The sequence below is a fragment of the Acrocarpospora pleiomorpha genome, assembly GCF_009687885.1.
Taxonomy (GTDB): Bacteria; Actinomycetota; Actinomycetes; order Streptosporangiales; family Streptosporangiaceae; genus Acrocarpospora; species Acrocarpospora pleiomorpha.
Map to the genome: position 1 here is coordinate 33,206 of NZ_BLAF01000065.1, position 20,002 is coordinate 53,207.

General features: G+C 67.9%; 16 protein-coding genes and 1 pseudogene. 14 read left to right on the plus strand and 3 right to left on the minus strand.

Translation table 11 applies throughout. The features are described from left to right. Positions 1-258: 258 nt before the first annotated feature. The 10 genes and pseudogenes from Aple_RS56490 to Aple_RS40605 all read left to right on the plus strand — a co-directional run. A pseudogene (locus tag Aple_RS56490) lies at positions 259-390 on the plus strand (hypothetical protein); the annotation flags it as partial. 148 nt (positions 391-538) lie between these two features. Beyond that, complete coding sequence (locus Aple_RS40565) at positions 539-1,975, plus strand: amidohydrolase family protein (RefSeq protein WP_174889940.1); 1,437 nt, start codon at positions 539-541, stop codon at positions 1,973-1,975. Between the two features lie 123 nt (positions 1,976-2,098). Further along, complete coding sequence (locus Aple_RS40570) at positions 2,099-3,208, plus strand: extracellular solute-binding protein (protein ID WP_155350087.1); 1,110 nt, start codon at positions 2,099-2,101, stop codon at positions 3,206-3,208. Next, on the plus strand, positions 3,208-4,077 hold the full coding sequence (locus Aple_RS40575) for an ABC transporter permease (RefSeq protein ID WP_155350088.1): 870 nt from the start codon (positions 3,208-3,210) through the stop codon (positions 4,075-4,077). Before Aple_RS40570 ends, Aple_RS40575 begins: the two co-directional genes overlap by 1 nt. Before the next feature lies 1 nt (position 4,078). Beyond that, the gene (locus Aple_RS40580; RefSeq protein ID WP_155350089.1) at positions 4,079-4,885 is read left to right on the plus strand and encodes an ABC transporter permease; all 807 of its coding nucleotides are present in this window, start codon (positions 4,079-4,081) and stop codon (positions 4,883-4,885) included. 35 nt (positions 4,886-4,920) lie between these two features. Further along, entirely contained in the window at positions 4,921-6,003 is a 1,083-nt protein-coding gene (locus tag Aple_RS40585) for an ABC transporter ATP-binding protein (RefSeq protein ID WP_170321917.1), read from the plus strand. Beyond that, complete coding sequence (locus tag Aple_RS40590) at positions 6,000-6,518, plus strand: nuclear transport factor 2 family protein (RefSeq protein WP_155350091.1); 519 nt, start codon at positions 6,000-6,002, stop codon at positions 6,516-6,518. Before Aple_RS40585 ends, Aple_RS40590 begins: the two co-directional genes overlap by 4 nt. Before the next feature lie 64 nt (positions 6,519-6,582). Beyond that, positions 6,583-7,677 carry a zinc-dependent alcohol dehydrogenase gene (locus tag Aple_RS40595; protein ID WP_155350092.1) on the plus strand — a complete coding sequence of 365 codons (1,095 nt, stop codon included), beginning with the start codon at positions 6,583-6,585 and terminating at the stop codon, positions 7,675-7,677. 261 nt (positions 7,678-7,938) lie between these two features. Further along, positions 7,939-8,979 carry a M24 family metallopeptidase gene (locus Aple_RS40600; RefSeq protein WP_218038748.1) on the plus strand — a complete coding sequence of 347 codons (1,041 nt, stop codon included), beginning with the start codon at positions 7,939-7,941 and terminating at the stop codon, positions 8,977-8,979. A 9-nt stretch (positions 8,980-8,988) separates the two neighbouring features. Continuing rightward, positions 8,989-10,449 (plus strand): NAD-dependent succinate-semialdehyde dehydrogenase, encoded by a 1,461-nt coding sequence (locus tag Aple_RS40605; RefSeq protein WP_155350094.1) that lies wholly within the window; start codon positions 8,989-8,991, stop codon positions 10,447-10,449. Positions 10,450-10,515: 66 nt separating this feature from the next. Here Aple_RS40605 and Aple_RS40610 read toward each other — a convergent pair whose 3' ends face one another. Next, positions 10,516-10,692: a hypothetical protein gene (locus tag Aple_RS40610; protein WP_155350095.1), complete on the minus strand. Its 177-nt coding sequence runs from the start codon at positions 10,690-10,692 to the stop codon at positions 10,516-10,518. Between the two features lie 9 nt (positions 10,693-10,701). On the opposite strand from Aple_RS40610, the gene Aple_RS40615 reads away from it, so the two are divergent. Continuing rightward, the gene (locus tag Aple_RS40615; protein WP_155350096.1) at positions 10,702-10,857 is read left to right on the plus strand and encodes a hypothetical protein; all 156 of its coding nucleotides are present in this window, start codon (positions 10,702-10,704) and stop codon (positions 10,855-10,857) included. Positions 10,858-10,905: 48 nt separating this feature from the next. After that, the gene (locus Aple_RS40620; RefSeq protein WP_218038749.1) at positions 10,906-14,247 is read left to right on the plus strand and encodes a 3-keto-alpha-glucoside-1,2-lyase-like domain-containing protein; all 3,342 of its coding nucleotides are present in this window, start codon (positions 10,906-10,908) and stop codon (positions 14,245-14,247) included. A 65-nt stretch (positions 14,248-14,312) separates the two neighbouring features. Here the strand turns inward: Aple_RS40620 and Aple_RS56675 are convergent, their stop codons facing one another. Further along, positions 14,313-16,526 carry an FAD-dependent oxidoreductase gene (locus tag Aple_RS56675; protein WP_155350098.1) on the minus strand — a complete coding sequence of 738 codons (2,214 nt, stop codon included), beginning with the start codon at positions 16,524-16,526 and terminating at the stop codon, positions 14,313-14,315. 197 nt (positions 16,527-16,723) lie between these two features. Between Aple_RS56675 and Aple_RS40630 the strand changes: the two genes are divergently transcribed. Further along, positions 16,724-18,229 carry a helicase HerA-like domain-containing protein gene (locus Aple_RS40630; protein ID WP_155350099.1) on the plus strand — a complete coding sequence of 502 codons (1,506 nt, stop codon included), beginning with the start codon at positions 16,724-16,726 and terminating at the stop codon, positions 18,227-18,229. A 46-nt stretch (positions 18,230-18,275) separates the two neighbouring features. Here the strand turns inward: Aple_RS40630 and Aple_RS40635 are convergent, their stop codons facing one another. Then, a complete protein-coding gene (locus tag Aple_RS40635; protein WP_155350100.1) occupies positions 18,276-19,229 on the minus strand; it encodes a helix-turn-helix transcriptional regulator in 954 nt (317 codons plus the stop codon). 92 nt (positions 19,230-19,321) lie between these two features. On the opposite strand from Aple_RS40635, the gene Aple_RS40640 reads away from it, so the two are divergent. Next, a complete protein-coding gene (locus Aple_RS40640) occupies positions 19,322-19,852 on the plus strand; it encodes a DinB family protein (protein ID WP_155350101.1) in 531 nt (176 codons plus the stop codon). Positions 19,853-20,002 lie beyond the last annotated feature (150 nt).

Below are 20,002 nucleotides of genomic sequence, written 5' to 3' on the forward strand. Positions count from 1 at the left end.
TGATGCAATGCTTTGCAGGCACGCGCAACTTGGTGCAACGACATTCTGGTGGGCCGCGTGGAGAGGCGAAGCTCGACGTCACGGTGGTGGTTCGAAACAAGCCGTTGACACGCCCGTGCGGCGCACGTAACGTTCTCCAACACTGCGATGCAATGCATTGCACAAGGCGGCTCCCGGCACAAAGGCGATGGGCGGTTATGGATACAGTGGAAGAGCGACAAACGCCTGTGCTCGCCGTCGGGGGCGTGAGCGAGACGTATCCGCGCGTTCGACGTGCGACCAGAGCTGGAGAACGAGAGCGTCTTCGCCACGGGCATCCGAGCCGACGACGACCCGGGGCAGCCCGACGGCATGAAGTGCGACGAGCGCGGCAACGTCTGGGTCACCGCCCCGGCGGGGTCTGGGTCTACGCCCCGGACGGGCGCCGGATCGGCAACCTCCGCACGCCGGAGCGTGTCATGCATTGGGGCGGCCCCGACTGGAAGACCCTCTTCCTCACGGCGTCGAGTTCCGGTCCCCGGCTCGAGCCGTTCATGCGATGAGTACGAGACGCACGCTCTTCAAAGGCGCGACGATCCTGCCGATGGATGGCTCATCCGACCACCTGCCATCGGGAGACCTGCTCGTCGAGGGCGATCACATCGCCGCCATCGCGCCGAGCCTGGAGATCGACGACACCGAGATCATCGACGCGTCGGGGATGGTGTTGTGCCCCGGTTTCGTGGACACCCACCGTCATACCTGGCAGACGCCGCTGCACGGGGTGCGCACGGACTGGAACCTGCTCGACTACATGACGTACATCCGCGGCATGTACTGCGTCTGCTACGAGCCGGAGGACGCGGGGCTCGCGAACTGGGTTGGCGCGCTCGAGGCACTCGACTCGGGGATAACGACGCTCGTCGACCACTCTCACCTGCAGCTGTCCGAGTCCCACTCCGATGCGCTGGCCGAGGGCATCATCAAGTCGGGCATCCGGGGCATCTACTGCTACGGAACCTATCGGAACCTCGCCTATCGGCCCGGTGACGACCCCGGGAATCTCCCTCGCCTCCTGGGCGAGGTGAACAGTCCGCTCAGTGAGTGGCACAAGCGCAACGCCACCCGCATCCGCGACACGTACTTCAGCGACGACTCGGCCAGGGTGCGCTTCGGCATCGCCTCGCGCGAGTTCGAGACCCTCCCCGAGGCGGGGTCGATGCTCGAGGAGGTGCGGTGGAGCCGCACCTTGAACCCGGCGCGGATCAGCATCCACATGGGGATGAGCGCGCGCGAGCCGCTGAAGGTCGTGCGGGAGCTGCACGATGCCGGGGAGATCGGGCCCGACCTGCTCTTCGTGCACGGCAATCACCTGCCCGACGAGGAGCTGCAGATGATCATCGATGGCGGCGCCTCGCTCAGCTCGGCTATCGAGATCGAGATGACCTACGGCGCGTTCCCCGCGGTCGAGCGGTTCACGGCGCTGGGCGGCCAGTCGAGCATCGGGATCGACGCGACGATCGACCTGGCCGCCGACATGTTCGGCCAGATGCGGGCGCTGCTGAACGTCTGGCGTCTGGAGCGCTCGCTGAAGGATCCCCTCACGATGACGCGGAAGGTCCATCAGAAAAAGGTCCTCGAGATTGCGACGGTAGGGGGCGCGGAGTCGATCGGGCTCGGCGACGTCACCGGCAGCCTCACCGTCGGCAAGAAGGCGGACCTGCTGCTGCTGAAGACCGACGTGCTCGGGCTGGCGCCGATGTGGGATCCCTACGCGGCCGTCGTGAACTACGGCAACCCAGCCCTCGTCGACACCGTGATGGTCGACGGGCGGATCGTGAAACGGCACGGCACCCTCGTCGATATCGATTGGCCGGCGGTCCGTGCGCGCCTGGAGCGCTCGAGAGCCGACATCCGTCGTCGCTTCTCGCTGATCCCCGAGCAGCCCATCCGTGAGCGCTGGACGCAGGGATTCCGCATCAACATCACGGAATAGGTCGGGAGACGCATGTATCCCGATCGTTCCTGATCTCGAATGCAATCGATCGCATTCCCTCGGGTGGTTGCACCGCACCAGAGTCGGCCAGCCCCTCGGTTTTCGAAGATGAGGAGATAGAACATGACGCCACAACGTCAGAAGAGGGCGGTCGCCACGTCGGCTGCGCTCGTCACCGCCGCGATGCTCGCGCTCGCAGGATGCTCGAGCTCGGACGACCCGGGCTCCGCGCCCCAAGGCCCCATCGTCGTCGCCAACTGGGGCGGTCTGGCGAGCAAGTCGTACCAGACCGCCTACCTCGACCCGTACACCAAAGACACCGGCATCGAGGTGCAGCAGGTCGACGCACCGGGTCTGTTCGTCGCGCGCACCAAGGCGCAGGCCGCGGCCAACCGGACCGAGTGGGACGTGCTCGAGTCGATCACCGACTCGGACGCGGCGTTCCTCGCCGACGCCGGCCTGCTCGAACCTCTGCCGGCGGACCTCAAGGCGCGCCTCATCGGCCAGCTGGGCGAGGAGAACGTCACCGACTACGGCTACCACAGTGGCGGGACGGCGATGCTCATCATCTGCAACACCGAGCGCGTCAAGGTCTGCCCCCAAAGCATGGAGGAGTTCTTCGACGTCGAGAAGTTCCCCCAGAAGCGGGCCATCATCGGGTTCAACCCGATTTACCCGATCACCGCGGCGCAGCTTGCGCTCGGAGTACCGCGGGATAAGACCTCGACGACGCCGATCGACGTGGACGCGGTATTCGCCAAGCTCGAGGAGATCCGCCCCTTGTCGGTGATCTGGAGCACCGTCGACCAGGGCACCCAGGTGCTCGAGCAGGGTGAGGCCGACATGGGGATTCTCTACGCGACCCGCATCTACGGCGAGTTGCTCCCCACCGGCAACTACGAGGTTGTCTGGGCCGACGGCGCCCAGGCCCAGGGCACGACCGTGGTTTTGAAGCACGCCCCGCACATGAAGGCCGCGTGGAATCTGGTCGAGTGGAACGCCACCCACCCCAAGGAGCAGGCGCAGTTCTCCGTCCTGGCGCAGAAGACGGCCATCGACCCCGCCTCTCTCGAGTTCGTCCCTGCGGACCAGCGCGAGCGATTCGCCAACGCGCCTGAGCACGACGGCGAGCTCGCTGTCCCGAACGCCGTCGACTACAACGCGAAGTTCGACAAGATCAACCAGCGGTTCCAGGAGTTCATCTCCGGACCCGGCAACTCGATCGGTGGATAATGACTGACATTCCGCGCGTGCGCCGGCGGGAATGGACGCTCGACATCCGTAAGCGCTACGCCCTGATGGCGGTCTTGCCAGCGATCGCGCTTCTCGCCGTTTTCGTGATCTACCCGCTCGTGTTGCTCGTGATCGAGTCGAGCCAAGACGGCTTCGAGGTGTACGGCCGCGTCCTGTCGAGCGGCTCTGGCCAGAGGGCGATCGCAACGACGTTTACGGGGAGCCTCGTCGCGACGGGCATCGTCGTCCTGGTGTCGAGCATCATCGGCTGGACAATCCGCACGACGCAGCGTCGCTGGGTGCACGCGCTGTGCTGGGTGTGTGTCCTGGCGCCGTTCTGGATGGGCGCCGTGGTCAAGAACTACGCGATCGTGCTGCTGATCTCCAACAAGGGCGTCGTCAATGCCGGCCTCCGGGCTCTCGGGCTCGACCCCGTGCAGATGTTGTACTCCACGCCGGCTGTCGTGCTCGGCATCTCGTACTCGCTCATCCCCTTCGGCGTGCTGACGATCAACGCCGTGTTCCAGACCATCGACCTCAACCTCCTCCGGAACGCCGAAGTCCTGGGTTCGACCCGGTCCGGATCGATCTTCCGGGTCATGGTCCCGCTCGCCCGACCCGGTTTCATCGCCTCCGGCGCGATCGTCTTCGCGCTCTCGGTCGGCTTCTACGTCACGCCGGTCGTGCTGGGCGGTGCCCAGTCCCCGTTCCTGGCGACCCTCATCCAGGCGAACATCCTGCAGTACTTCGACCTCCCCGCGGCCGCCGCCCTCTCGGTGATCCTGTTGGTGGTGGCGCTGCTGGTGATGATCGTCACCATCGGACTTGTCGGCGTCGGCAGCGTCCGCCGAGCGATGACGAGGTCATGACGTGGCGAAACTGCTAGACATCGTCGCCCGGTCCCTCGGGCGGATCGCGCTCGCCGCGATCGTCATCGTCATCCTCGCCCCGGTGGTCGTGGTCCTGCTCATCTCGTTCTCGGACCAGGTCCGGTTCGCCTTCCCGCCGGAGGGCTTCGGCTGGCGCCAGTACCAGGAGCTGTTCCGCGACCCGGTATGGATGAAGTCGATCGGGCTCTCGCTCTCCCTGGCCCTGCCCGCCACCCTTCTCGCCGTGGCGGTGGCGCTCCCGGTCAGCCTGATCGCGCAGCGCAGCAAGCTGCCGGGACGCAACCTGCTGCAGGGCACCGCGGTCGCCAGCATCATCATCCCCACGACCGCCCTGGCCGTCGGGCTGTTCACGCTCTACTCGCGGCTCGGGCTCACCTCGACCAACCTCGGACTCATCGTCGCGCAAGCGGTGCTCGCCCTCCCGATCGTGCTGATCGGCATCACCGCGGGCTTGAGCAAGATCTCGCGCACTCCCGAGTTCGCCGCCATGACGATGGGCGCCTCGCTGACTCGCGCCCTCCTCGAGATCACCGGCCGCGCTCTGCTGCCGGCGATCGTCGCGAGCGCGATCATGGGCTTCCTCCACGCCTTCGACGAGGTCGTGATCGTCAACTTCGTGGGAGGACCGGGCCAGGTCACGCTCCCCAAGGCGATCCTCGACTCGGTGCAGAACCAGACCGATCCGGTCATCACGGCAGCCGCATCGCTCTTGATGATCGGCTCGGCGCTGCTGATGGCGATCGCCGCCATCGTCGGACGGATCGCGAGCAGAAGGCGACGAGGATGACGGACGACAGGGAAACGACGATGAACGACAATCATGTGCTGGTGCTCGACGCCGTCGCGAAGAGCTACGCCGGAGTGCCGGCGCTCGCGCCGACGAGCTTCGCGATCGAGAAGGGCGAGTTCCTCACCCTGCTCGGACCGAGCGGCTCTGGCAAGAGCACGTTGCTGAAGCTCATCGCGGGCTTCGAGACGCCCACCAGCGGCGCGATCCTGCTGCGCTCCCTCGAAATCTCGGGCCTCAGCCCGGCGCAGCGGCAGCTCGGCATGGTGTTCCAGAGCTACTCGCTGTTCCCGCACCTGACGGTCGCGAAGAACATCGAGTACGGGCTCAAGCGCCGCAAGTGGTCTGCTGAACGTCGCCGGGCGCGCGTGGCCGAGATGCTGGCGATCGTCAAGCTCGAGCACCGGGCCAACGCCCTGCCAGCCGAGCTGTCGGGTGGTCAGCAGCAGCGCGTCGCGGTGGCGCGCGCGCTCGCGTACGACCCGGACGTGCTGCTGATGGATGAGCCGCTCGGCGCGCTCGACCGCACCCTGCGGCTCGAGATGGAGTCCGAGATCAAGCGCATCCATGGGCAGCTGGGCACGACGTTCATCTACGTCACCCACGACCAGCAGGAGGCAATGCACCTTTCGACCCGCATCGCCATCATGAACAACTCGCAGGTCGTCGCCCTCGGCCGACCGGACGACCTGTTCCGCAACCCGCCGAACGTCTTCACCGCGGAGTTCTTCTCGGACGCGACCACGGTCGCGGCGGAGGTCGACGCCAGGACGCGGTTCCGGTTCGAGGCAGGGGGCGACGGCTCCTGGGCCGCGCCGGCGGGCACCGCGCCCGGCCGGTACACCTTCGGCATCCGGCCCCGCGCGGCGCGCCTGGGCATCGTCGAGGGCGCGCCGGTGCTGCGCGGCACCATCACGAGCTCAATGCTGTTCGGCGACGAGGTGCGGCTGTTCATCGACGCGGATGTCGTGCGCGGCCTGCGCGTGGTCATCCCGTCGCGGGCGAATACCTTCGCGCCCGGCGACCGGGTCGACGTGTCGATTCCCTGGGAGGACGCCATCCTCCTGCCGGCCGAGCCGGTGACGAGCAGGGCGTTCCACGCTGGAGCGACCCGATGACCGAGACGAGAGAAGGAAAAGGAATGTCTGAGAACGAACTCGAGGCTTTGAAGGCCCGTGTGCAGGATCTGGAGGATCGAAACGCGATCCTTGACACGTTGACACAGTACGGTCACTCGCTGGACTACGGCGATTTCGATCGGCTCGTAGACTGCTTCACCGACGACGTCGTGCGAGAGAACCGGCGCCCGGACGGCTCCGTGCACCGCTGGGTGGGTCGCGAGGGGACCCTCGACTTCGCGAGTCGCCACTCCCACGCCCCCGAGATCTACCACAAGCACCTCGTGCTCAACAGTCGCATCGAGTTGCACGGTGACACCGCGGACGTGCAGAGCTACATGTTCAGGTTCGATGCCGGCGACGGCGAGCGCTCGTACGTGTGGGGACTGGGCCGTTACCTCGACAAGATGCGCCGCGAGCCCGACGGACGCTGGCGCATCGCGCACCGCGTCTCGGAGATCGAGGACCAGTGGCCGGGCCGGTTCGTGTTGAAGGGCCACGACAACACGGATTGAGGAGCGCCCGGAGAACGATCATGCCTGATATCCGTTCGACCACTGCCAAGAAGGAGAACACATCGTGCGCGCAGCGGTGTACCACGATCGAGGCGACGTCCGTATCGAGGACGTCACCCCGCCCCGCCCCGGCCCGGGCGACCTGCTGATCGAGGTGCGATCGGTGGGCATCTGCGGCACCGACTCCCATGAGTACGCCAGCGGACCGCACATGTTTCCCGTCCAGACACGCCATCCAGTCTCCGGCCACCTCGGGCCGATGATTCCCGGTCACGAATTCGCCGGAGTGGTGGCCCAACTCGGGCCCGGGGTCAGCGACTTCGCCGAGGGCGAGCTCGTCGTCAGCGGTGCCGGCATCTCGTGCGGCACCTGTGTGCAATGTCAACGCATGCGTACGAATCTATGTGAGCACTACTCGACGGTTGGCCTGCAACGCGATGGCGCGCTCGCTGAGTACGTGGTGGCACCGGCGGCCACCTGCCTGCCGGTAGCACCGTACGGGCTGACCGCGGATGCCGCCGCTCTGGCCCAGCCCATGTCGATCGCGGTGCATGCGATGCGCCGCGGTCGCCTGTCCGCCGACGATGAGGCCGTCATCATCGGCACGGGAGGCATAGGAGCATTTCTCACCTATGCGGTCGCGTCCGTGACGGATCGGCTCGCGGTCATCGACCTCGACGACGCCAGGCTCAAGATCGCCGATGGGCTCGGCGCGACGCATGTCCTACGCACGGGTGACGCGACCGAGGCCCGGGACAGCATCACGGCGTGGGGCATGAACCCGACGGTGGTGTATGAGGTGTCCGGCACGACAGGGGGTCTAAAGAGCGCGGTGGAGATCCTGCCGCGCGGCGGTCGGCTGGTTCTGGTCGGGTTGCAGGGCGTTCCCGTGGAGTGGGACGTACGCACGCTGAGCCTGATCGAGCACGAGATCATCGGCACCAACGCTCACGTCTGCGCGCTCGACATGCCTACCGCGCTCGAACTGCTCGCCGCGCGACGGGATCCGTGGAGTGATATCGCGCCAGTCGCGCTGAGCCTGGATCGGCTGGTCCCTGACGGTCTGCAGCCCCTCGCCGAGCGTCGCACCACGCGGATCAAGACGCTCGTCGACCCGCGGGCGGAGCAGACCCGTGCGACCCGGATGGTGAGCACATAACCCGAGCCGGTAACCACATCCAACCGAGAGAAGCACGAGGACGAGCAAGCCGTGACCCAGCATCTACCTACCCCGCCGGCCCCAGGACATATGGGTGTCGACTACGAGGAACGCGTCGACTTCGACCGGCTGCGCCGCTACCGACTAGCCCGTGCCAAGGCCTCACTGGAGGCCAGTGGCTGCGGGGCCTTCCTCCTATTCGACTTCTACAACATCCGCTACACCACCCAGACTTGGATCGGCGGAGCGCTGGGCGACAAGATGACCCGCTACGCGCTGCTCACCCGCGAGGCCGACACACCGTGGCTGTGGGACTTCGGGTCGGCCGTGCGACACCATCAGCTCTACTCCAACTGGCTGCCCGACGAAAACTGCCGGCCCGGCATGCTCGGCCTGCGAGGTGCCGTGGCACCGACCGCGGGCCTCATCGAATCCGCCGTCCGCGAGATCAAAGGAATGCTCGAAACCGCCGGCCTCGGCGGCGAACCGGTCGGCGTCGATATCGTCGAGCCGCCGTTCCTGTTCGAGATGCAGCGGCAAGGCCTGACCGTCGTCGACGCGCAACAGTTCATGTTGGACGCCCGCGAGATCAAATCCCGCGACGAGATCATGCTGCTGTCGCAGGCTGCCGCGATGGTGGACGGCGTATACCAAGACATCGTCGACGTCCTCAAGCCCGGTATCCGGGAAAACGAGATCGTGGCGTTGGCCAACAAGCGTCTGTACGAAATGGGTTCAGACCAGGTGGAGGCCATCAACGCGATCTCCGGGGAGCGGTGCAACCCGCACCCGCACAACTTCACCGACCGCCTCATCCGTCCCGGCGACCAAGCATTCTTCGACATCATTCACAGCTTCAACGGGTACCGCACCTGCTACTACCGGACGTTCAACGTCGGCAGCGCCACATCCTCGCAACGCGACGCCTACACGAAGGCACGCGAGTGGATGGACGCAGCGATCAGCATGATCAAGCCAGGCGTCGGCACCGACCAAGTCGCCGCGGTGTGGCCGAAAGCAGAGGACTTCGGTTTCGCCGGCGAGCTCGCCGCCTTCGGGCTGCAGTTCGGCCACGGTCTTGGCCTCGGCCTGCACGAGCGGCCCATCATCTCACGCCTGAACAGCATGACCGAGCCGGTGGAACTCAAAACCGGAATGGTCTTCGCACTCGAAACATACTGCCCGGCCGACGACGGCTTCTCCGCCGCGCGCATCGAAGAGGAGGTAGTGGTCACCGAGCACGGCCGGCAGGTGCTCACTCTGTTTCCGGCTCAGGACCTGTTCGTCGCCAACCGATATTAGAGGAATCCCATGAACAGCTATGCCGAAATCGTGCGGGCCCTCGGGCGCTTTCCACTCGGACCCGTGGTCGCAGGCAAGACACTCAATGGCGACGGCGTTATCGAGGTGGTCGACCCGGCAACCGAGGACGTGATCGCCGAGGTCGCCAACGGCACTGTCGCCGACGCGCTCGACGCCGTCGACGTCGCGCAGGCGGCCATGCAACCGTGGGCGGCGCTGAGTCCCCGCCGGCGCAGCGACATCCTACGCAAGGCATTCGACCTGATGATCGACAGGTCTGAGGCACTGGCCCGGCTCATCACGCTCGAAAACGGCAAGTCACTGCCGGACGCCCGCGGCGAGGTGGCGTACGCCGCTGAGTTCTTCCGGTGGTACTCGGAGGAGGCGGTACGCCTATCCGGGGTCATTGAGCAGGCGCCTGCCGGCGCCAACAAGATCATGGTCCTGCGGCAACCGATTGGTGTTTCGCTGCTCATCACGCCGTGGAACTTCCCGGCGGCGATGGCTACCCGCAAGATCGGACCGGCGCTCGCCGCAGGCTGTTCTGTCATCCTCAAACCAGCCTCGGAGACGCCGTTGACCGCCTTGGCGATCGGCGCGATCCTCGCCGAGGCCGGTGTCCCGGACGGGGTCGTCAACATCGTCCCCTCGACTCGATCCAATGACATCTCCTCGACACTTCTGGACCACGACCTCGTGCGCAAGGTTTCCTTCACCGGCTCCACCGAGGTCGGGCGGGTTCTGCTCGGCCACGCGGCCCGCTCGATCGTGAGTGCCTCGATGGAACTCGGCGGGAACGCGCCCTTCCTCGTGCTCGCCGACGCGGACGTGGACGAGGCGGTGGCGGGCGCGATGGTCGCCAAGCTGCGCAACGGCGGCTCTGCCTGCACCGCGGCCAACCGGTTCATCGTCCACTCCTCGATCGCGGACCAGTTCGCGGAGCGGTTGGCGGCGGAGATGGCGACACTACGGATCGGCCCCGGTCTGGATCAGGAGTCCAACGTCGGTCCATTGGTCAACGCCAAGACCCGTGACAAGGTCAGCACGCTCGTCGGCGACGCCCTCGCCGCGGGAGCGAAGGCATCGGTCGGTGGCTCGGCCCCGGACCGGATCGGCTACTACTACACGCCGACGGTGCTCACGGACGTTCCGCGCGACGCGAGCATCCTGTCGCAGGAGATTTTCGGTCCTGTCGCGCCGATCGTCGCCTACGACGACCTCGACGAGGCCATCGCACTGGCCAACCGCACCGAGTACGGCCTGGTGTCCTACGTGTACACCCGCGATCTGCGCATCGGCCTTCGCGTCGCGGAACGAATCGACAGCGGCATGGTCGGACTCAACCGGCCGTTGGTATCCGACCCGGCGGCGCCGTTCGGGGGCACCAAGCAGTCCGGGCTGGGCCGCGAGGGTGGCCACGAGGGGATGCTCGAGTTCACCGAAAGCAAGTACATCGCCGTTGAATGGTGACGCCGCAGCGACAGCCTGCCAGCTCGTACTTCGTGCTGGTGGTCGTGGACTCGCCAGGTGCGCCGCTCACTGCCTCCGCAGATAACGCCAGCCCAGTACGCCGTACCAGATCATGATCGGCAGGTAGAGGGCGTACCCGAGCTGTTCCGATGCCTCCGACGGGTCGTCGGCCGCGGTCGTCCACGGCAGCGCGACCGCGGCCAGGCCGCAGAGTGCCGCGATGGCGCCGGCCCCGCGAAGCACCCTTCTGCCGTGAAGACTCAGACTTTCGCCGATTTTTGGCGAAAGGGTATGGGCAAGTCGAAGATCACCCTCTATATTACGGCGCAGGGCAGCATTATTTCCTCGGTGTTACGGCGAATGAGTCCCGGCATCCGCCGTTCGATCGCCATATGGGCGGTGCCGTAACCTCCACGCCGCGCTGAACGCGGCACCCTCCTCGAGATGGGATTGGCCTTGCGGAAATTACCCCTCTTATCCGTCTCACTGCTCACCGCACTCTCATGGCTCGTCGTACCCGCTCAAGCGCGCGCGGCGGTGCCGCCGCAGGAGCCGGGCATCACCCTGCGCACCTACGACGTCCAAGTCGAACTGTCCAAGCTCTGCACGCTCAAGCCCGGTCAGACACCCAACGTGGACAAGCTGATGTCCACGATCGACTGGACCTCCGACGCCGACTTCGGCCTGGTCGACATGTTCGTCACCGAGGCCATCGGCAACATCTCCATCGCCACCGCGGGCACGTACGAGTTCCGGCTCACCAGCGACGACGGCTCCCGGCTGCGCATCGACGACACCGTCGTGATCACCAACGACGGGCGGCACGGGCCGATCGCCGTGGACGGCACGATCACCCTGACCACCGGCTACCACGCGCTGCGCGTCGACCACTTCGAGCACCTGTACGGCCAGCAGCTCAAGCTGGAGTGGAAACCACCCGGATCCTCGGCGTTCACCCTCGTGCCGAACTCGGTGCTGAGCACGGACGCGGGCGTGGTGCGGGTCACCGCCCCCGGGCGCAAGGAGTGCGAGAGCGGCGCCGACTCTCCGGGCGACGGATCGCCGCTGCAGTCCGTACACCCTGACTTCACGCTCACCGACCTGCGACCGAACGGTTTCCAGCCGCAGGTGACCGCGATGGACTGGCTGCCCGACGGCCGGTTGGCGATCGCCACGTGGGGCGGCTCGGAAACCAGGCTCGGCGAGGTCTACCTGCTCGACAACGTCACAGGCAACACCTCACCCGCGCAGGTGACCACCAAGAAGATCGCCAGCGGGCTTCAGGAGCCCATGGGCATCAAGTACGTGGACGGCAAGCTCTACGTGTCGGAGAAGTCCCGGCTGGTGGAGCTGAACGACACCAACGGCGACGAGGTCGCAGACAACCTCAGGACCGTGGCGACCTGGCCGTTCGGCGGCAATTTCCACGAGTTCGCGTTCGGGCTGCTCTACCGTGACGGCCACTTCTACCTCAACCTCTCCGTCGCCATCAACTACGGCGGCGCCACCACCGACCCGCAGCCGGCGCCGGACCGGGGCACGACCATCAAGGTCAACAAGGCCACCGGCGCGGTCGAGTACATCGCCGGCGGTCTGCGCACGCCCAACGGGCTCGGCTGGGGTCCGAACGATGACCTGTTCGTCCTGGACAACCAGGGCGGCTGGCTGCCCGCCTCGAAACTGGTGCACATCAAGAAGGACCGGTTCTTCAACCACTACACCAACCCTGACGGCCGGTTCGACAACAACCTGGTGAGCGCGCCCGTGCTCTGGCTGCCGCACAACGAGATCGCCAATTCCCCCAGCACGCCGCTGCTCATGAAGCAGGGCAGGTTCGCGGGGCAGCTGTTGTTCGGCGACGTCACCTACGGCGGGATCCAGCGCGCCTACCTCGAGAAGGTCAACGGCGAGTACCAGGGCGCGGTCTTCCGCCTCACTCAGGGCCTTGAGGCAGGGGTCAACCGGATCAGCCTGGGGCCCGACGGCGCCATCTACGCCGGCGGTCTCGGCGCCGGCGGAAACTGGGGCCAGCCGGGCAAGCTCACCTACGGACTGCAGAAGCTGACCCCCAGCGGCGACAAGGCTTTCGACATCCTGAAGATGCGCGCGATCGAGGGCGGCTTCGAGCTGGAGTACACCCAGCCGCTGTCGGCCGAGACCGCCGCGTCGCTGGCGGCCAAGTATCAGATCATCCAGTGGCGGTACACCGCGGCCTCCACCTACGGTGGCCCCGAGGTGGACGAGGAGCCGCTGCCCGTCACCTCCGCGGACCTGAGCTCCGACGGGAAGAAGGTCACGCTGAAGGTCGCGGGTCTCAAGCCGGGGCGCGTGGTGCATCTGCGGTCGCCGCGCCCGTTCAGCTCGGCCTCAGGGCAGCCGCTGTGGAGCACCGAGGCCTGGTACACGCTCAACACCTTGGTCAACGGCCCGGAGACCGACACTGTCTACGAGGCGGAGAGCGCCTCGCACAGCGGCGGCGCGAAGCTTGGCACCGACCATCTGAGCTACTCGGGAAGCGGCTTCGTCGACGGCTACTGGAGCGTGGGAGCGGCCACGCAGTTCGCCGTGCACGTACCCAGGCCCGGCACGTACCACGTGGGCCTGCGCTACTCCAACGGTCCGCACCCCGCACCCGGCACCAAATCTCTGAGCGTGTACGTCAACGGGACCAAGGTCAGGCAGGTGCCGCTGCCCACTACGGAAACGTGGGACCTGTGGGCCACCCGGGTCGAACCGCTCCTGTTGAACGAAGGCGCCAACACCATCACCTACAAGTTCGACAGCGGCGACGTGGGCAACGTCAACCTGGACTCCATCACCGTGGCCGCGCAACGGGTGTTCGAGGCGGAGAACGCCACGCTGGGCGGTGGCGCGAAGGTGAACCAGGACCATCAGGGCTACACCTACAAGGGCTTCGTCGACGGCTACTGGAACGCGGGCGCGAGCACGTCGTTCAGCGTGTGGTCCGACTCGACCGGCACGCACAACGTCGGGCTCCGCTACGCGGCCGACACCGGCAGGTCGGTGAGCGTGTACGTCAACGGCGCCAAGGTCAGGCAGGTACGGCTGGCCGCCACCGGCGGCTGGGACGCCTGGGCCGTCCAGACGGAGGCGCTCAACCTGAACCGGGGCACGAACGAGATCACGTACAAGTACGACAGCGGCGACACCGGCAACGTCAACCTGGACCACATCACCGTGTCGAAGGCGCAGCGGATCACGCTGTTCGACGGGTCCAGTCTGGCGGCGTGGGAGAAACGGGCCGGCGGGTCGGCGACGTGGCCGATCGCGAACGGCTCCATGGAGTCCTATGGCGGCGACATCCGTACCCGGCAGACGTTCGGCGACTTCAAGCTCCACGTCGAGTGGTACGAGCCGGACTACCCGCCGGGCGTGACCGGGCAGCAGCGCGGCAACAGCGGCGTCTTCCTCCAGGAACGCTACGAGGTTCAGGTCCTCGAGTCATTCGGTGACACCACACCGGCCGCCAACGAGGCGGGCGCGATCTACAACAAGCGCGCGCCCGACCGCAATATGGCCACCGCTTCAGGAACGTGGCAGACCTACGAGATCACCTTCCGCGCGGCCCGCTACACCAGCGCGGGAGTCAAGGTCGACAACGCGCGGGTCACGGTCGTCTGGAACGGCGTGGTGGTGCACAACGACGTGGCCATCGACGGCGGCACAGGCGACAACATCCCGGAGAGCGCGGCGTCGGCCGGGATCCGCCTTCAGGACCACGGCGATGCTGGCGAGAATCCCCGCTTCCGCAACGTGTGGATCGAACCCGTCTCCTGACCTCATCCGCCCGGCAGGCCGTCCCGCCCTCTGAGCGCGGCCGGCCTGCCGGGCCATTAGCGCCGTCAGCGGAGGGGGTCGAAGTCGGCCAGGGCGGCGGGTTGCTTGCCGGTAGTGATCTGCTCAGCCAGTAGCCGGCCGGTGATCGGCCCGTGGGCCAGACCCCACATGCCGTGACCGCCCGCCACGTAGACGGTGGGAGCCGCCGTCGCGCCGATGAGCGGCCGTCCGTCCGGGGTGACGGGGCGGGGCCCCACCCAGACGTCGGTACGGTCCTCCCAGTGCACACCCCGCAGGAGGGGACGGGCGGAGGCGACGATGGTCTCCAGCCGGGCCGGCACCTGCGGGGCATCCGGGTCGCGGAACTCCATGGTGCCCGCCACCCGCAGTCCGTCGCGGTAGGGCGTGCACGCGACCCGCACGTCGGGCAGGTAGATGGGGCCAGGGACGGGATGGTCCACAGGCACGGTGAAGGAGTAGCCGCGACCCGCCCGCACCGGGACGCGCACGCCCCACTGCCGGGCCAGGCGGGGCAGCCACGCGCCGGTGGCCAGAACCACCGCGTCGGCGGACAGCACGGTGCCCTTGGCGGAGCGAACGATCACCTTACGGTCATCGGTGCGCACCTCGTCGACCTCGACGGCGTACACGGTCGCGCCGCGTCGCATGACGGCTTCGCCCAGGGCGTGCACGAAGGCGCCCGGGTCGACGTAGCGCTGGCCGTCGATGCGCACCCCTGCCGTCAGTGCCTCGCCGACGAGCGGGGCGTGCTCGGCGAGCTCGCCCATTTTGCGCAGCCGGTTGCGGACGGTGTTGGGATGCACGCCGAGTCGCTCGGCTGCCAGGTTGGGGTCGCCCTGGGTCTCCAGCCAGGCCAGCAGCGTGGCGACGAAGCGCGTGCCGTGGCGGGTGTCGTGCCGCCGCAGCGTGGAGATCGGCCCGCGGACCGGAGTCCGGCCGGTACGCGCGGCCGCGCGCAGCCGCCACAGCAGGATGTCGTCCCAGGACTCGTCGTAGGCGGGCGGGGCGGCGCCGGTTCCGGAGCTCTCGTGCAGCGCCAGGCATTCGTCGGCCTCCTGGCGGCTGGCGGGCAGTTCCGCGACCTCGGCGGGCGCGCCGATCCCGGCCGCGACGCACACCTGGGCGGGCAGTTCGCCGTGCAGGACTGTGATCCACTGCCGGGCCGCCTCGGCGTGCTCGGCCGGCAGGATGGTGTAGAGCGTGTCGCCGAGCAGCGTGCTGCGCCCGGGTCTGGACCAGCCGAAGCCGGTGGTGGCCTGCTCGAAGGCCAGCAGCAGCGTTGCGTGGCGATCATCGGTGCTGTGCGTGCGGACCGCGATGACCCGCATCGCCTGTGGTGCCAGGCCCAGCCGGCTGATCACCGTTGCGGCGTCGGCGCTGCCCTCCAGCAGCCGGATGACCAGGTCGGATTCCACCTGCCGCTCCAGGTCGGCGCTGGCCCGGGAGCGCAGCAGGTGCAGTGCGACGGTGCGCGCGCCGTCGGCCAGGGCACGGTGACGGGCACCGGTCAGCGGGGCGTCGCAGCTGACCCACACCGAACCGAGCAACTCGCGGCCGGCCCGTACGGACACCGCCATCCGCCCGGTCAGTCCGTTCCCGGCATCGGCGGGGACGAACACCGGCTGGTGCGTCGCCGCCAGGCGAGCGAACACTCCCTGTTGCTGGAACAGCTCGCGCAGCCGGTCGGGGACCCGCCGTCCGAGGATGGTCTCCAGCCGGGCCGGATCGCCCGCCTCCTGGGAGCGGGAGTAGGCCAGCACCCGCGAGTGCCGGTCCTCGATGGTCACCGCCCCGCCGATGACGTCGGCGAGGCTGTCGGCCAGCGCGAACAGGTCGGTCGGGCCGCGTCCGGAGGCGGTCTCGCGACTCTCCAGCACCAGCCCGTACACCACACCGGCAAGCTGGCTCCACGAGGCGGCGGGGTCTGCCAGCAGCACCGCCACCCCGTGCCGGTCCCCGATCGCCGCGGCGTCCCGTTCGACGTCCGCGCCGTTCCCGCTTTCGGCGCCGACGCTATCGCGGACTCCTGTGTCAGCAGGGCGGATCAGGACCGCTGTGGCATTGGCGGCGGCCGCCCACCGCACCGCCTCGGCGAGTGAGGAGGTGCCGACGGCCAGGAGCACGTCGCCCGCGACGTGACGGTCGGCGGGCTCCGGCATCGCCACGCTGTGCAGCCACGCCGAGCGGGGTACGGCGTGGCCGCACAGCCGCACGCCGTACCCGCCGAGCACGTTCACCAGGCGGTCCAATGTGATCATGATCAGCTCCCGGTCCTTTCTACGGCGAGTACGGCCCTCTTCAGCCGTCCTGCTGGGCCACGCCCGCGCCGACCCGTGCGCCGCTGACCTGCGCGTCTTCGCACCATTGAACCGCGTACGACCGGGAATGGAACCACCACCGGACCTGCGCCGAACCGTGGCGCCGCCGGCGAGGCGGAACAAGCTGGGGGGAAGCGATGAAGGGGTACGACGTCGAGGGACCGGCGCTGGAACTCGGGGCGCTGGTGGGCGAGGACGGCACCGCCGATCCCGCGGAGCAGATCAGGATCGCCCTGGGCATGCTGAACCGGCACGGACTGGTGGCCGGGGCCACCGGAACGGGGAAGACCAAAACCCTCCAGCTCATGGCGGAGCAGCTCGCAGCTCAGGGCGTTCCGGTCTTCCTCGCCGACATCAAGGGCGACCTGTCGGGGCTCGCCTCTCCGGGCACGCCCTCCGAGCGCGCCACCGGGCGTGCCGCCGAGGTGGGGCAGGCATGGCATCCCGTGGCCTGTCCTGCGGAGTTCCTCTCCCTGGGCGGTCTGGGGCCCGGTGTGCCGATACGCGCCACCATGACCGCCTTCGGGCCGACCCTGCTCGCCAAGGTCCTCGGGCTCAACGAGACGCAGGAGTCGTCGCTCGGGCTGATCTTCTACTTCGCCGACAAGAACGGACTGCCCCTGCTGGACTTCAAGGACCTGATCGCGGTCATCCGCTATCTGACCACCAATCCGGACGCGCTGAGCGGGATCGGCGGGCTGTCGGCGGCGACGGCGGGAGTCATCCTCCGCGCCCTGACCAACTTCGAGGCGCAGGGCGCGGAGGCGTTCTTCGGCGAGCCGGAGTTCGACGTGCACGACCTGCTCCGGGTGACGCAGGACGGCCAGGGGATGGTCTCCATCCTTGAGCTGCCCGCCGTGCAGGACCGGCCGCAGCTCTTCTCCACCTTCCTGATGTGGCTGCTCGCTGATCTCTTCGAGGTGCTGCCCGAGGTGGGCGATGTCGACAAGCCGAAGCTGGTGTTCTTCTTCGACGAGGCGCATCTGCTGTTCGACGGCGCGTCCAAGGCGTTCCTGAAGGCGATCACCCAAACCGTACGGCTGATCCGGTCGAAGGGCGTGGGCGTGTTCTTCGTCACCCAAACGCCGAAGGATGTGCCGGCCGACGTGCTGTCCCAGCTCGGCGCGCGCGTGCAGCACGCCCTGCGCGCCTTCACCCCCCAGGACGCCAAGGCGCTCAAGGCCACCGTGTCGACCTTCCCCGAGTCCTCCTATGACCTGGAGCGACTGCTCACCGAACTCGGCATCGGCGAGGCCGTGGTCACGGTCCTGTCGGAGACGGGCGCGCCAACCCCCGTGGCCTGGACGCGCCTGCGCGCCCCCCAGACGCTCATGGCGCCGTCGAGCCCCGACGTGATCCTGGGCATCATTGCCGCCTCCCCGCTGGAGCAGAAGTACGGCACGGCGGTCGACCGCCAGTCGGCCTATGAGATCCTCTCGGCGAGGCTGGCCGCACAGCAGCAGCCCGAGGCTCCCGAAGCCCCGCGCGAGGCGGAGCGACCCAGGGAACAGCCAAGGCAGTCCGTGCTAGAGGGCGTACTGGAGTCCAAGGAGTTCCGCTCCATGGTGCGCTCGGCGGCGTCCACCCTCGGCCGGGAGATCACCCGATCCATCTTCGGCACCGCCCGCCGCGGCCGCCGCTGAGCAGAGCACGCGGAGCCGGCCCGGCGGCGTTCTGCCGACGGTTGAACTAGGCCCGGTTGAAGCGGGCTCCCCAGTTGTGGATCTGGTCGAGCAATTCGGGTGGGTTGAGGACGCGGAAATCGGCGTCGAGCACGCCCAGTGCCATGGTCGGCCAATTCAGGGAGTCGGCGGTCATGTGCACCCGGCAGTGCTCGGCGTCAACCTGCTCGACCGTGCTCCACTTGCCGATCCGTTCGCGTACGGTCTCGGCCGGGGCGTCGACCAGGACCTCCACCCGGTACGGGCGGGGCAGGTTGTCCAGGCCTGCGCGGACGAACGCAGCGGCGTCTGCGGCGGGGAGGTCGCGGGGCCGGAACCGGGCACCGGTGCCCTGCGGCGCGGTGAGCCGGTCGGCCCGGAAGCTGCGCCAGTCGTGCCGGGTGAGGTCGTAGGCGACCAGGTACCAGCGGCGGCCGAGACAGACCAGCCGATGCGGTTCGGTGTGCCGGTCGGTCTGCTGGCCGTTGGCGGCGGTGTAGGAGAATCGGAGCTGCTCGCTGTCCCGGCAGGCCAGCGCCACCGCAGTGAGTACGCCCGGGTCGACGTCCGCCCTGGCGGGGCCGTCCCAGCCGGCGGGCACGGTCATCGCGCGCAGCGCGTCGATCCGGCGCCGCAGCCGGGCCGGCATCACTTGCACCACCTTGGCCAGCACCCGCACCGAGGACTCGGCGATGCCCTCCACCGCGCCCTGCGCGGCGGCCTGCAGTCCTACGGCCAGGGCGACCGCCTCCTCGTCGTCGATCACCAATGGCGGCAGTGCCGCGCCGGCGGCGAGTTGGTAGCCGCCGTCCACGCCACGCTGCGCCTCGACCGGATAGCCCAGCTCGCGCAGCCGGTCGATGTCCCGGCGCAGGGTGCGGGCCGAGACTTCCAGCCGCTCGGCCAGTTCGGTGCCCGGCCAGTATCGGTGAGTCTGGAGCAGGGACAGCAGCCGCAGCGTCCGGGCGCTGGTGTTCGCCATGCCTTGGATTCTTCCGCAATTCAGGTCAGAAAGTGGCCGTTATTCCCGCCAGTATGGTCCGTGACCGACAGAGTCAACGGAAGGCAGAGACCATGACCGTCAACGAGCTGATTGCCACCGGCGAGCGCGCAGACCTGCTGGCGATGCTGGCCAAGCACCGGCACTTCCTGCGCTTCACCACCCGCGACCTCACCGACGAGCAGGCCGGGCTGCGGACCACCGCCAGTGAGTTGTGCCTGGGCGGCCTGATCAAGCACGTCGCCTCAGTCGAGCGGACCTGGGTGGACTTCATCCTGAACGGCCCGCAGGCGATGGGCGACTTCACCGCCATGACCGAGGCCGACTGGGCCCGGCGGGCCGACGAGTTCCGGCTGCTGCCCGGTGAGACGCTGGCCGGTGTGCTGGCCGACTACGCCGAGGTGGCCAGCCGGACCGACGAGCTGGTTGCCACCTTGACCGACCTGGACGCCACCCAGCCGCTGCCGAAGGCCCCATGGTTCGAGGCCGACACGCGGTGGTCGGCCCGCCGGGTGCTGATGCACATCATCGCCGAGACCGCCCAGCACGCCGGCCATGCCGACATCATCCGCGAGTCCCTGGACGGCGCCAAAAGCATGGGCTGAACAGCGACGCAGCCAGGGCGCGTCGCCCCGGATCGGGTGGTATCAGTCCGCTTTCAGGGCTGGGAAAATCCGGCCGGGTCGGTTGGGTCTTTACGCCCATTCTGCCTGGGTTTACGCTGCGAACTGTTAGGAAACTTTCCTTTTAGAAAG

Excerpts from the sequence above, each read along its gene's own strand:
- Aple_RS56675 (WP_155350098.1), bottom strand. The coding sequence starts at position 16,526 with ATGATCACATTGGACCGCCTGGTGAACGTGCTCGGCGGGTACGGCGTG.
- Aple_RS40575 (WP_155350088.1), top strand. The coding sequence starts at position 3,208 with ATGACTGACATTCCGCGCGTGCGCCGGCGGGAATGGACGCTCGACATC.
- Aple_RS40635 (WP_155350100.1), bottom strand. The coding sequence starts at position 19,229 with ATGGCGAACACCAGCGCCCGGACGCTGCGGCTGCTGTCCCTGCTCCAG.
- Aple_RS40570 (WP_155350087.1), top strand. The coding sequence starts at position 2,099 with ATGACGCCACAACGTCAGAAGAGGGCGGTCGCCACGTCGGCTGCGCTC.
- Aple_RS40590 (WP_155350091.1), top strand. The coding sequence starts at position 6,000 with ATGACCGAGACGAGAGAAGGAAAAGGAATGTCTGAGAACGAACTCGAG.
- Aple_RS40640 (WP_155350101.1), top strand. The coding sequence starts at position 19,322 with ATGACCGTCAACGAGCTGATTGCCACCGGCGAGCGCGCAGACCTGCTG.
- Aple_RS40600 (WP_218038748.1), top strand. The coding sequence starts at position 7,939 with ATGACCCGCTACGCGCTGCTCACCCGCGAGGCCGACACACCGTGGCTG.
- Aple_RS40630 (WP_155350099.1), top strand. The coding sequence starts at position 16,724 with ATGAAGGGGTACGACGTCGAGGGACCGGCGCTGGAACTCGGGGCGCTG.
- Aple_RS40605 (WP_155350094.1), top strand. The coding sequence starts at position 8,989 with ATGAACAGCTATGCCGAAATCGTGCGGGCCCTCGGGCGCTTTCCACTC.
- Aple_RS40565 (WP_174889940.1), top strand. The coding sequence starts at position 539 with ATGAGTACGAGACGCACGCTCTTCAAAGGCGCGACGATCCTGCCGATG.